Raw genomic sequence first — 12,550 nt, forward strand, 5'->3', positions numbered from 1 at the left:
GGGCGGGGTCGCGGACGTGGACGACCGGCGCCGGGCAGCCGAGCCGCTGCAGGGCGAGCACGGCCGACGCCGCGGTGGCGCCGCCGCCGAGGACGTGCGCGACCGGCGCCGCGGGGGCCCCTGCCGCTCCCCCGCCGGCCTCCTGCACCGCCCGGACGATGCCGTCGACGTCGGTGTTCGCCCCGAGGAGCCGGCGGGTGCCGTCCCCGCCCGCCCGGACGACGACGGTGTTGCAGGCGCCGGTGACGTGCACCGTGGCCTCGGCCTCGTCGAGCAGGGGCAGCACCGCCTGCTTGAGCGGCATGGTCAACGACAGCCCCGCCCAGCCGTCGTCGAGACCGGCCAGCACGCCCGGGAGCGCCTGCTCGTCGACCTCGACGGCCTCGTAGGTCCAACCGTGCAGGCCGAGCGCCTCGTACGCCGCGCGGTGCAGCAGGGGGGACAGCGAGTGCCCCACCGGGCGGCCGAGGACCGCCGCCCGGCGGGTCTCAGCCACAGACGAGCGAGCCGTCGTCGGCGGTGTTGGCCTGCTGCCAGGCGTCGAGCACGCGGACGTTGGCCAGGTGCTCGTCGTAGGTCTCGGCGAACGCCGTCGCCCCCGTGCACAGGTCGACGGTGACGAAGTACCGCCACGGCCCGGGCGTCGGCGCGGCGACGGCCTCGATGGCCTGGCGCCCCGGGGACTTGATCGGCCCCGGCGGCAGGCCCGCCACCCGGTAGGTGTTGAACGGGGAGGCCGAGTCGCGCTGGGCGTCGGTGGTGCGGGTGTCGAAGGTCTGCGTCGCGTAGTTGACGGTGGAGTCCAGCTCCAGCGGCTGCCCGTCGGCGAGCCTGTTCTCGATGACCTGGGCCACCTTGCCGAAGTCCTCGTCGAGCCGGGCCTCGCCCTGCACGAGGCTGGCCTTGGTGAGCACCTCGAGCTGGCGCTCGGGCGGGACGCCGGCGGCGGCGAGCTCCTCCTGCCCGCGGGCGACCATCGTGGCGATGACCTGCTCGGCGGTGGGGTCGGCGCCGAACTGGTAGCCGTCGGGGTAGAGGAAGCCCTCGGCGGGGTTGACCAGGCCGGGGACCTGCCGGGCGCCCGCGGGCAGCTCGGTGGCGTCCAGGGCGGCCTGCAGCTGCTCGCGCGGGAGGCCCGTGCCCTCGGCGAGCCGGTCGAGGATCTGGTCCACGCGCAGGCCCTCGGCGATGACGACGGTGTTCGTCACCCGGTTGGCCGGGTCGAGCAGGGCGGCCACGGCGTCGACCGCCGGCAGCTGCTGGGCCATCGTGTAGGTGCCGGGCTGCACGGAGGTGAACTCCGGCTCGGCGTTCGCCGCGGCGACGAAGGCCTCGACGCTGGCGACGACCCCGACGTCGACCATGGTGCGGCCGATCTGCGAGCCGCTGTCGCCCTCGGCGACGACGACCTCCACCGAGCCGGTGCCGGCGCCGGTGTAGTCCTCGGGGGCGTCGAACAGGTCGATGCCCTGGATGTCGTCCAGCACCGGGCGCAGGGCCTGGGTGGCGTACCAGCCGGCCCCGCCCACAAGGCCGACCACGAGCAGGAGCACGAGCAGCCCGACCCAGCGGGGCCGCCGCCGGCGCCCGGTGGGGCGCGGGGCGACGGGGACGTAGCCGTCGCTCACCGGGTCGCCGAACACGTCGTGCGGGGCGGGGTCCGCGAACGGGTCGTCGAGGACGTCGGGACCGTGGGCAGGGGCGCCCGCGTACCCGTCCGCGTACGGCTCGACGTACCCGTCGGCATACGCCTCGCCGCCGGCTGCGGGGTGCCCGTCGGTCCAGCCGCCGTCGGCATGGCCGTCGTGGACGGGGTGGGCGGTGCCGTAGCCGTCGTCGACGACCGGCTGCTCGTCGACGAGCGGTCCGTCGGCAGGGTGGCCGGGGCCGTCGGCGGGCTGCTGCGCCTGCGCGGCCCGGGCGGCCCGGCGGGGGCTGCTCGGTCGGGGGTCGAGGTCCGCGGCGTCGCCTGCGGGCTCGGTGCCACCGGTCACCCGGTAGGTCATGCGTCGCTCCTGTCGGCCTGACCGTCCCGCGGTGGGACGGGTTCCCCGAGTGCTCGGACCCCCGGGTCGTCGCCGACCCCGCCCCCGACCTCCGCGTCGAGGACGGTCTGGAGCAGGATGGCTGCGGCCGTCCTGTCGACCACCGTACGGTGCCGGCGGCCCGGACGCCCCGCGGCGTGCAGGGCCTGGTGCGCCGAGGTGGTGGTGAGCCGCTCGTCGACCAGCAGCACCGGCAGCGGCGCGAGGTGGTCGGCGAGGCGCTGGGTGAACTCCCGGACCGACGCCGCCGCCGGACCCTCCCGGCCCGACAGCCCCACCGGGAGCCCGACGACGACGTCGTCCACCTCCCGCTCGGCCGCGGTCGCCGCGATCTCCCGCAGGTCGGAGCCGTCCTTGGCGCGGGCGACGGTGCCGAGCGGCACGGCGACGGTGCGACGGGGGTCGCTCACGGCGACCCCGATCCGCACCGTCCCCACGTCGACCGCCAGCCGTGCTCCCACCGTGGCCTCAGGCCCCGACGGCCGCGGCGACATCGCGGCGCACCGCCTCCAGGGCGTCGGCGACCTTGGTCGGGTCCTGCCCGCCGCCCTGCGCGAGGTCGGGCTTGCCGCCCCCGCCGCCGCCGAGCACCCCGGCCGCGGTCTTCACCAGCGCCCCGGCGGACACCCCGGCGGACCGGGCCGCCTCGTTGGTCGCGACGACCACGAGCGGGCGGCCCTTGGCCACCGCGGTGAGCGCGACGACGGCGGGCTGCTCGCCGAGCCGTGAGCGGACGTCGAGGACGAGCGAGCGGACGTCGTCGCCGCCGACCTCGCCGACGTGGGCACCGACGAAGCGGGTCCCCGCGAGGTCCGCGGCCTGCGAGGCGAGCTGGGGCGCGGCCTGGAGCACCTTCTCCGCCTGCAGGCGCTGCAGCTCCTTCTCGGCGTCGCGCAGCCGGGTGACGAGCGCCTCGACCCGCTCGGGCGCCTCGTCCGGGCGGACCTTGAGGACGTCGGTGACGCCGGCGAGGAGCACGTGCTCCCGCGCGAGGTGCGCGTAGGCGTCGACGCCGACCAGGGCCTCGACGCGCCGGACGCCCGCGCCGATCGACGCCTCGCCGAGCAGGGTGACGACGCCGAGCTGGCCGGAGCGCTCGACGTGGGTGCCGCCGCAGAGCTCGCGGGCCCACTCCCCCACGCTCACCACGCGCACCCGGTCGCCGTACTTCTCGCCGAACAGGGCCATGGCACCGGCCGCGCGGGCCTGCTCCTGGCTCATCACCTCGGCGGTGACCTCGAGGTCGTCGGCGAGCAGGGTGTTGACCCGCTGCTCGACGTCGCGCAGGACGCTCGGCGGGACCGCCCCGGAGGCGGAGAAGTCGAAGCGGAACCGGCCGGGCGCGTTCTCCGACCCGGCCTGGGTCGCCGTCTCGCCGAGCGCCTCGCGGATGGCCTTGTGGACCATGTGGGTCGCGGTGTGGGCGCGGCTGATGGAGCGGCGCCGCTCGACGTCGACCTCGGCGCGGACGGCGTCGCCGACGAGGACCTCGCCGGACGTCACCCGGCCGCGGTGGACGACGAGCCCCGCGACGGGGGTCTGCACGTCGACGACGTCGACGAGCGCGCCGCCGGTGGTGCGGACGGTGCCGGCGTCGGGGAGCTGGCCGCCGCCCTCGGCGTAGAACGGGGTGCGGTCCAGGACGAGCTCGACGTCGGCACCCTCGGGCGCCGCGGGCACGGCGGCACCGCCGACGAGCAGGCCGACCACGCGGGCGTCGCCCTCGGTCTGCTCGTAGCCGGTGAACACCACGGGCGCGCCGACCGTGTCGCCGACGGCGCGGTAGACGCTGGTGTCGACGCCGCCGGTCTTCTTGGCGCGCGCGTCGGCGCGGGCCCGCTCGCGCTGCTCGCCCATGAGCCGGCGGAAGCCGTCGGCGTCGACCTGCAGGCCCTGCTCGGCGGCCATCTCCAGCGTGAGGTCGATCGGGAAGCCGTAGGTGTCGTGCAGGGCGAACGCCTCGTCGCCGGACACGGTGCGCCGGCCCTGGGCGCGGGTGCCCTCGGCCGCGGCGGTGAACCGGGCGGTGCCGGAGTCCAGGGTGCGCCGGAACGCCTCCTCCTCCGCGTAGGCGACGGCGGAGATCCGGCCGAAGTCGGTGGCGAGCTCGGGGTAGGACCGGCTCATCCGCTCCATGCTCACCGGCAGCAGCTCGGGCAGGACCGGGGTCTGCACGCCGAGCAGGCGCATCGCCCGCACCGCGCGGCGGACCAGGCGGCGCAGCACGTAGCCGGCGCCCTCGTTGCCGGGCCGGACGCCGTCGCCCATGAGCATGAGCGCGCTGCGGACGTGGTCGGCGACCACGCGCAGCCGGACGTCGACCTCGTGGCCGGCGCCCTGCACGTCGTGGCCGTCGACGGTGCTGCCGCCGTAGACGACCCCCGCGAGCTCGGCGGCGCGGTCCAGCACGGGGCGGACCTCGTCTATCTCGTAGAGGTTCTCCACGCCCTGCAGGAGCAGCGCGACGCGCTCCAGGCCCATCCCGGTGTCGATGTTCGGCCGGGGCAGCGGGCCGAGGACGCGGAAGTCCTCCTTGCTGCGCACCTGGTCGATCTCGTACTGCATGAAGACGAGGTTCCAGACCTCGAGGTACCGGTCCTCGTCGGCGACCGGGCCGCCGTCGACGCCGTAGGCGGGGCCGCGGTCGACGTAGATCTCCGAGCAGGGACCGGCGGGGCCGGGCTGCCCGGTGTGCCAGTAGTTGTCCTTCTTGCCGCGGCGCTGGATCCGCTCGACCGGCAGCCCGGCGACGTCCTGCCACAGCTGGAACGCCTCGTCGTCGTCCTCGTACACCGTCGCCCACAGGGTGTCGGGGTCGAAGCCGTAGCCGCCGTCGTCCTGGGAGGTGGTGAGCAGGTCCCAGGCGTACCGGATCGCCCCCTCCTTGAAGTAGTCGCCGAAGGAGAAGTTGCCGTTCATCTGGAAGAACGTCCCGTGCCGGGTGGTGCGGCCCACCTCCTCGATGTCGAGGGTGCGCACGCACTTCTGCACGCTCGTCGCGCGCGGGTAGGGCGCGGTCTCGCGGCCGGTGAGGTACGGGATGAACGGCACCATGCCGGCCACGGTGAACAGCAGCGACGGGTCGGGCGACACGAGCGACGCGCTCGGCACCACGGTGTGCCCGCGCTGCTCGAAGAACGACAGCCACCGGCGGCGGATCTCGGCGGTCTCCATGGGGGTGGTCCTCTCACGGGCCCGCGACGGCGGGCCGGGGGTGGGCTGCGACGGCTCGGTGCGGTGGCGGCTCGGTGCGGTGACGGCTCGGTGCAGCGGTGCGGTGCGGCGGCGACCCAGGGGGTGCCGGACGCCGGCCGCGGGCGGCTCAGCCCGCGTGGCGCCCGTCGGCGGGCTGGGTGGGGTGCTCGAGCAGGTGGCGGGCCTCGTCCGGGTCCATGCCGCGGGCGTCGACGTCCACGCCGAGGGCGCTGCGGAGCATCTCCTCGCGCTCGGCGGCGGCCTCGCGGACGGTGGCGGCGAAGTCGACGACGGCGTCGGTGAGCCGGGACACCTGCGACCCGACGCCGCGGGAGGCGTTCCTGCCGACGGTCGAGGCGAACCGGGTGCTGGCGTCGGCGACGCGCTCCGGCGTGGCCCGGCGGGCGGCGTCGGAGAGCCTGCGGACGACGACGGCACCGGCGAGGGAGCCGACGACCATGACGAGGAGGCGGGTCACCGCGCGGCCCGTGCGGCGCGCCGCCCGGTCCGGGCGCCCGAGACGGCCTGGCGGACGCCGTAGGTGAAGGCGGCGACGCGGATGATCGGGCTGCCGAGGGTCGCGGCGAACAGCGCGGTGAGGGCCGAGACGTTCGTCGTGGTCGTGGCGACGTTGGTGGTGATGGCGTCGACCTTGACCAGCTGCTCGTTGGCCTGGCTCACGGTGGTCGTGACCTCCGAGATGAGCGGCGTCGTCTCGTTGGAGATGTTCCGCACCGTGATCCTCACCTCGTCGATGGCAGAACCAAGCTTGACCAGTGGCACGGCAAGGAAGAGCACCAGGAGAAGGAAGGCGGCGGCGGCGAGCAGCCCCGCCACGTCACCGAGATCGACCAGCATGGCGGGGACCCTACCTGCTGGGATGGCGGCCCAGGAGGGCGCGCAGCCGCTGCAGCCGCTCCCCCAGCCTGCTCTCCGCGCCCCGGTCGGTCGGGCGGTAGTAGACCCGGTCGGCCAGGTCGACGGGCAGGTACTGCTGCTCGGCCACCCCGTGCGGCTCGTCGTGGGAGTACCGGTAGCCCTGGCCGTGGCCGAGCCTGCCGGCGCCGGCGTAGTGGGCGTCGCGCAGGTGGGCGGGCACCTGGCCGCCCCGCCCGGCCCGCAGGTCGGCGACCGCGGCGTCGACGGCCAGGTAGGAGGCGTTCGACTTGGGCGCGGTCGCCAGGTGCACGACGGCCTGCGCGAGGACGATCCGCGCCTCGGGCATGCCGATCATGGCGACCGACTGGGCCGCGGCGACGGCGGTGAGCAGCGCCGTGGGGTCGGCCATCCCCACGTCCTCCGACGCGGACACCATGAGGCGGCGCGCGACGAAGCGCGGGTCCTCGCCGGCCTCGAGCATGCGGGCCAGGTAGTGCAGCGCGGCGTCCACGTCGGACCCGCGCACGGACTTGATGAGCGCGCTCGCCACGTCGTAGTGCTGGTCGCCCTCGCGGTCGTAGCGCACGGCAGCCACGTCGACGGCGGCCTCCGCGTCCGCCAGGGTGACGACGACGGGCGTGTCCTCGGTCGCGCCGTCGCCGGGGCTGCTGTCGTCGGCGCCCGCCTCCTCGCGAGCCGCCTGTTCGGATGCCGCGGCCTCGCCGGTGCGGGCGAGCGCCGCGCCGGCCGCGGCCTCGAGGACCGTCAGGGCCCGCCGGGCGTCGCCTCCGGCGAGGCGGACCAGGTGGGCCCGCGCCTCGTCGTCGAGCACGACCGCGCCGCCGAGCCCCCGAGGGTCGGTGACCGCCCGCAGGACCAGGCCCTCGACGTCGTCGTCGGACAGCGGGCGCAGGGTGAGCACGAGCGAGCGGGACAGCAGCGGGGACACCACGGAGAACGACGGGTTCTCCGTGGTCGCGGCCACGAGCGTGACGAGCCGGTTCTCCACCGCCGGCAGCAGGGCGTCCTGCTGGGACCGGCTGAACCGGTGGATCTCGTCGATGAACAGGACCGTCTCGGCCTGCTCGAGCCCGTCGCGGGCGTGCCGGGCGTCGTCGATGACCGCGCGGACGTCCTTGACCCCCGCCGTCACCGCGGACAGCTCGCGGTAGCGCCGCCCGGGCACCGAGGCGACCAGGTGGGCGACGGAGGTCTTGCCCACCCCGGGCGGGCCCCAGAGCACGACCGAGCTGGGCCCGACGCGGGAGGCGCCGGGGCGCGCCTCGACCAGGCGGCGCAGCGGCGAGCCCGGGGCGAGCAGGTGCTGCTGGCCGAGCAGCTCCTCCACCCGGGCGGGCCGCATCCGCACGGCCAGCGGCAGGGCGGGGTCGGCGACGGTGTCCACTGCTGCCAACCTATCGGTGTGCTCGGACGTCTCGGAGGCCTCGTCGGGCACCACCCGTGGGTGACGGTCGCGGTCTGGCTGGTGCTGGCGGCGTCCGGCTTCGCCCTGGCCAACGGCGGCTTCGGCAACCAGTCGCTGTTCGACCGGCTCGTGTCGGGCAACCCGGAGGTGCCGGGTGAGGCCCAGACCGCGCTGGAGCTCCTCGACGAGGCCTCGGACTCCGGGCCCGCCGTGACGGCCCTGCTCGAGGGCGTCGACCCCGCCGACCCGGCGCTGGCCGCGCTGGTCACCGCCGCCGGCGAGGACCTGGCGGGCGTCGACGGCGTGCAGACGGTCCTGCACCCCTACGCCCTCGGCCCCGACGATCCGCGCGGCCAGGCGTACGTGTCGAGCGGCGGCGACGCCGTCGCGGTCGTCGCCGTCCCGGCCGAGGACGCGCCCACCGAGGGCACCGAGGAGCTGGTCACCCGGCTGGAGACCCTCGTGGCCGACGTCTCCGACGAGGTCCCCGGCGCGTCGGGCGAGGTCGGCGGCATCGACCAGGTGGTCGAGGCCATCACCGGCCAGGTCGAGGAGGACCTGCGCGGCGGCGAGCTCATCGCCCTGCCGCTGTCGCTGGCGGTCATGGTGTTCGTCTTCGGCGGTTTCCTCGCCGCCGGCATCCCGATCGTCGGGGCGGTGGCCTCGGTGGCCGGCGCGCTGGCCAGCCTGCTCGGCTTCTCCTACCTCGTCGACATCGACTCCTCCGTGGTGAGCATCCTCACCGTGCTGGGGCTGGGCCTGTCCATCGACTACGGCCTGCTCATCGTGTCCCGCTACCGCGAGGAGGCCCGCCGACCGGAGGCGGACCTGCCGCCGGCCCCCCCGGCCACCGGCCGGCGGCACCGCCACAGCGCAGCCGAGCAGCGCACCGACGCCCTGCGCCGCACCATGTCCACCGCCGGGCGCACGGTGATGTTCTCCGGCATCACGGTGGCGCTGAGCCTGTCGGGGCTGCTGCTCTTCGAGGCGTCCATCCTGCGGGCGGTCGGCGCGGCGGGGCTGAGCGTCGTCCTCGTCGCCCTACTCGTCGCGCTCACCCTCGTGCCGGCCCTGCTCGCCCTCGGCGGGACCCGCCTGCTGCGGCCCGGGCTGCTCCGGCGGGTCCCCGGGCTCGGCCGGCTGTCGACGGCGTTCGGCGACGTGCCGCCGCCCACCGGCTTCTTCTCGGCCCTCGCCGGGTGGACCCAGCGTCGCCCGTGGCTGGTCGCGGTCGGCGTCGCCGTCGTCCTCGGCGCCCTCACCGTCCCGGCCGCCGGGCTCACCCTGCGCTCGTCGGGGGTGGAGCTCCTGCCCGAGGGCCACCCCCAGCGCGAGCTGTTCCAGACCCTCGGCGAGGACTTCCCGGCGCTGTCCGGCGGCGACGTCACCGTGGTGCTCGGCTCCACCGACGAGGCCGTCGTCGCCGACCTCGTCGAGCGCGCGGGCGGCGTCGAGGGCGTCGAGCAGGTCCGCCCGCCGCGGGAGCAGGGCGGCCTCACGGTCGTGGACGTCGACGTCGAGGGCGACGACGCCTCCTCCGCGCGGGCGCTGGAGGTCACCGGCGAGCTGCGCGCTCTGGACGTCGGCGAGCAGACCTGGGTGACGGGGCAGGCCGCCTCGCTCGAGGACTTCACCGAGTCCCTGGTCGAGGACGCCCCGCTCGCGGTCGGCGTCGTCGTCGCGGCGACCTTCGTCCTGCTGTTCCTCATGACCGGCTCGCTGCTCATCCCCGCCAAGGCGCTCGTGCTCAACGTGCTGTCGCTGGGTGCGTCCTTCGGCGTCCTCGTCCTCGTGTTCCAGGAGGGGTACGGGGAGGGCCTGCTCGCCTTCACCTCCACAGGGGGCATCGAGGCGTTCATCCCGCCGCTCGTCCTCGCCCTCGGCTTCGGCCTGGCGATGGACTACGAGGTGTTCCTGCTGGCCCGGATCAAGGAGCTGCGGGACTCCGGCATGGGCAACGACGAGGCGGTCGCGGCCGGGCTGCAGCGCTCCGGGCGCATCATCACCTCGGCGGCGCTCATCATCGTCATCGTGTTCGCGGGCTTCGTCACCGGGCAGCTGCTCATCATCAAGCAGACCGGCGTCGCGCTGGCCACGGCGGTGGCCATCGACGCCACCCTCGTCCGCATCCTCCTCGTCCCGGCGACCATGACGCTGCTCGGGGAGTGGAACTGGTGGGCCCCGGCACCGCTGCGCCGGCTGCACGACCGGTTCGGGATCACCGAGTGAGCGGCCCGGGCACGCGCGCCACCCTCGTCGGCCGGTCGTGGCGCGAGGCGGTCGCCACGAGCGGGCGCGACCCCGTGGTGTCCCAGCACCTGTCGCCCGCGGCCGTGCGCCAGGTGCACGCCGGGCAGGGCTGGTGGGCGGTCCGGTTCGCGGCGACGCCCTACTTCGAGCACGGCGGGCTGCTCGTGGGCGGCGACGTCGACCGCGTCGGCGAGGTGGTCGAGGAGCTCTGCGCGGTGCTGCGCCCGGCCGAGGTGACTGTCGACGCCCGCGTCCCGCTGCCCTTCGCCTCCCCCGACGGCGGCTCGCGGTGGGCCTGGCGGCACACCGTGCGCCAGCTGCCCGCCGTCCCCGGCGAGGACCGGGTCGTCTGGGACCCGCCCACCGGCGCGCTGGAGGAGCTCCTCGCCGCGGCCAACCCGGACGCGTTCGTCCGGCCCGGCACGCCCGGGGTGCTCGTCTGGGCGGCGGTCGCCGACTCCGACGGGTCCCTGCTGGCCTGCGGCGCGGCGAAGCCCCACACGCCGGGGGTGCCGCACCTGTCCTCGATCGCGGTGCACCCGCAGGCCCGCCGGCAGGGGTTGGGCGCCGCGGTGACCGTGGCGCTGGTCCGCCGGCTGCTGCGCTCCCACCCCACCGTGAGCCTGGCGCTGTGGGCGGGGAACTCCGGCGCCCGGGCGCTGTACGACGGGCTCGGCTTCGTCGGCGGGCCCGACCACGCCACCCGCGAGCTCGGCTGAGCCACCACGACGGCACCCTCCGTCGGAGTCCCGAACGCCACGACGGCACCCTGCGTCGGAACCCCGACGCCGCAACGGCACCCTCCGCCGGCTAGACCGGCGCAGGGTGCCGTTGCGACGAAAGCCCCGGGGCGACCCCCTCAGGTGGTGGCGGGCACCTCGGGCCGGGCGTCGATCCCGGCCTCCTTGCGCTGCTGGGCGGTGATCGGCGCGGGCGCGTCGGTCAGCGGGTCGTGGCCGCCGCCGGACTTGGGGAAGGCGATCACCTCGCGCAGCGACTCCGCGCCGGCGAGGAGCATGACGACCCGGTCCCAGCCGAAGGCGATGCCGCCGTGGGGCGGCGCGCCGAACTTGAACGCGTCGAGCAGGAAGCCGAACTTCTCCTGCGCGGCCTCGGCCCCGATGCCCATGAGGGCGAACACCCGCTCCTGCACGTCGCGGCGGTGGATACGGATGGACCCGCCGCCGATCTCGTTGCCGTTGCAGACGATGTCGTAGGCGTAGGCCAGGGCGCCGCCGGGGTCGGTGTCGAAGCTGTCGAGGAACTCCGGCTTGGGCGAGGTGAAGGCGTGGTGGACGGCGGTCCACTCCCCCGCGCCCACCGCGACGTCGCCCGCGGCGGTCGCGCTGGCGGCCGGCTCGAACAGCGGCGCGTCGACGACCCAGACGAACGACCAGGCCTTGCCGCCGGCGGCCGCGTCCGCGGCCTCGACCAGGCCGGTCCGCCGGGCGATCTCGTTGCGGGCCGCACCGAGCAGCTGGCGGGCCTCCGAGGCCGGGCCGGCGCCGAAGAAGACGCAGTCGCCGGGCGAGGCGCCGACGTGGGCGACCAGCCCGGCGCGCTCGGACTCGGACAGGTTCTTGGCGACCGGCCCGCCGAGCGTGCCGTCCTTGCCGACGAGCACGTAGGCCAGGCCCTTGGCCCCGCGCTGCTTGGCCCACTCCTGCCAGGCGTCGAGCACCTTGCGCGGCTGCGAGGCCCCGCCCGGCATGACGACGGCGCCGACGTGACCGCCGGAGGCCCTCTGCTGGAACACCCGGAACGGGGTCTCGGCGAAGTAGTCGGTGCAGTCGGTGAGCTCGAGCTCGAAGCGCAGGTCGGGCTTGTCGCTGCCGTAGCGCGCCATCGCGTCCGCGTACGTGATCCGCGGGACCGGCGTGCTGATCTCGTGGCCGACAAGCGACCACAGCGCGCGCAGCACGTCCTCGCCGACGGCGATGACGTCGTCCTGCTCGACGAAGCTCATCTCGACGTCGAGCTGGGTGAACTCCGGCTGCCGGTCGGCCCGGAAGTCCTCGTCGCGGTAGCAGCGCGCGATCTGGTAGTAGCGCTCGAGCCCGCCGACCATGAGCAGCTGCTTGAACAGCTGGGGGCTCTGGGGCAGCGCGTAGAACGAGCCGGGCCGCAGCCGGGCCGGGACGACGAAGTCGCGGGCGCCCTCGGGGGTGGACCGGGTGAGGGTCGGCGTCTCGACCTCGACGAAGCCGTGGCCGTCCAGGACGGTACGGGCGGCCTTGTTGACCTCGCTGCGCAGGCGCATGGCGGCGGCGGGGCCGGGGCGGCGCAGGTCGAGGTAGCGGTGCTTGAGCCGTGCCTCCTCGCCGACCTCGACGTGCTCGTCGACCTGGAAGGGCAGCGGGTCGGCGGTGCTGAGCACCGTGATCTCGCTGACGAGGACCTCGATCTCGCCGGTCGGCAGGGCGGGGTTCTCGTTGCCCTCCGGGCGGCGGCGGACGGTCCCGACGACCTGCACGCAGTACTCGTTGCGCAGGTCGTGCGCGCCCGAGGAGTCGAGCACCTCGTCGCGGACGACGACCTGGACCACGCCCGAGGCGTCGCGCAGGTCGACGAAGGCGACCCCGCCGTGGTCGCGCCGGCGGGCCACCCACCCGGCGAGGGTGACGGCGGTCTCGGTGTCGGCGGCGCTGAGGGCGCCGGCCGTGTGGGTGCGCAGCAACGGGTGTCCTTCGACGGTCGGGGCGGTCCGGGGGATGGGTCCCGGGGGGGGCGGTCGGGTGGGGCGCGAGCCTACGCG

General features: G+C 75.6%; 10 protein-coding genes. 2 read left to right on the forward strand and 8 right to left on the reverse strand.

Annotated elements, in window-relative coordinates:
* From WCS02_RS09315 to WCS02_RS09345, 7 genes are all read right to left on the reverse strand, one after another.
* The coding region (locus WCS02_RS09315; protein ID WP_422665417.1) for a shikimate dehydrogenase family protein at positions 1-496 on the reverse strand (496 nt) is incomplete at its 3' end.
* The gene (mltG, locus tag WCS02_RS09320) at positions 489-2,006 is read right to left on the reverse strand and encodes an endolytic transglycosylase MltG (protein WP_340292315.1); all 1,518 of its coding nucleotides are present in this window, start codon (positions 2,004-2,006) and stop codon (positions 489-491) included. The genes mltG and WCS02_RS09315, both read right to left, overlap by 8 nt.
* Positions 2,003-2,506 carry a Holliday junction resolvase RuvX gene (gene ruvX, locus WCS02_RS09325; RefSeq protein ID WP_340292317.1) on the reverse strand — a complete coding sequence of 168 codons (504 nt, stop codon included), beginning with the start codon at positions 2,504-2,506 and terminating at the stop codon, positions 2,003-2,005. The genes mltG and ruvX overlap by 4 nt, the downstream gene beginning before the upstream one ends.
* Positions 2,507-2,513: 7 nt before the next feature.
* Positions 2,514-5,219 (reverse strand): alanine--tRNA ligase, encoded by a 2,706-nt coding sequence (gene alaS / locus WCS02_RS09330; RefSeq protein ID WP_340292319.1) that lies wholly within the window; start codon positions 5,217-5,219, stop codon positions 2,514-2,516.
* A gap of 148 nt (positions 5,220-5,367) precedes the next feature.
* Positions 5,368-5,718: a hypothetical protein gene (locus tag WCS02_RS09335; RefSeq protein WP_340292321.1), complete on the reverse strand. Its 351-nt coding sequence runs from the start codon at positions 5,716-5,718 to the stop codon at positions 5,368-5,370.
* Entirely contained in the window at positions 5,715-6,098 is a 384-nt protein-coding gene (locus WCS02_RS09340) for a DUF948 domain-containing protein (protein WP_340292323.1), read from the reverse strand. The genes WCS02_RS09335 and WCS02_RS09340 overlap by 4 nt, the downstream gene beginning before the upstream one ends.
* A gap of 10 nt (positions 6,099-6,108) precedes the next feature.
* Positions 6,109-7,482: a replication-associated recombination protein A gene (locus WCS02_RS09345; protein WP_340292332.1), complete on the reverse strand. Its 1,374-nt coding sequence runs from the start codon at positions 7,480-7,482 to the stop codon at positions 6,109-6,111.
* 102 nt (positions 7,483-7,584) lie between these two features.
* Here WCS02_RS09345 and WCS02_RS09350 point away from each other — a divergent pair, with 102 nt between their 5' ends.
* Entirely contained in the window at positions 7,585-9,774 is a 2,190-nt protein-coding gene (locus WCS02_RS09350) for an MMPL family transporter (protein WP_340292325.1), read from the forward strand.
* Complete coding sequence (locus tag WCS02_RS09355; RefSeq protein WP_340292328.1) at positions 9,771-10,514, forward strand: GNAT family N-acetyltransferase; 744 nt, start codon at positions 9,771-9,773, stop codon at positions 10,512-10,514. Before WCS02_RS09350 ends, WCS02_RS09355 begins: the two co-directional genes overlap by 4 nt.
* 140 nt (positions 10,515-10,654) lie before the next feature.
* Here WCS02_RS09355 and aspS read toward each other — a convergent pair whose 3' ends face one another.
* Positions 10,655-12,472: an aspartate--tRNA ligase gene (gene aspS / locus WCS02_RS09360; RefSeq protein WP_340292330.1), complete on the reverse strand. Its 1,818-nt coding sequence runs from the start codon at positions 12,470-12,472 to the stop codon at positions 10,655-10,657.
* Positions 12,473-12,550 lie beyond the last annotated feature (78 nt).

It is taken from the genome of Aquipuribacter hungaricus, from assembly GCF_037860755.1.
Taxonomy (GTDB): Bacteria; Actinomycetota; Actinomycetes; order Actinomycetales; family JBBAYJ01; genus Aquipuribacter; species Aquipuribacter hungaricus.

What these genes read in the sequence shown, in the direction of transcription:
- mltG (WP_340292315.1), bottom strand. Translation starts at nt 2,006, where the DNA reads ATGACCTACCGGGTGACCGGTGGCACCGAGCCCGCAGGCGACGCCGCG.
- alaS (WP_340292319.1), bottom strand. Translation starts at nt 5,219, where the DNA reads ATGGAGACCGCCGAGATCCGCCGCCGGTGGCTGTCGTTCTTCGAGCAG.
- WCS02_RS09340 (WP_340292323.1), bottom strand. Translation starts at nt 6,098, where the DNA reads ATGCTGGTCGATCTCGGTGACGTGGCGGGGCTGCTCGCCGCCGCCGCC.
- WCS02_RS09345 (WP_340292332.1), bottom strand. Translation starts at nt 7,482, where the DNA reads ATGCGGCCCGCCCGGGTGGAGGAGCTGCTCGGCCAGCAGCACCTGCTC.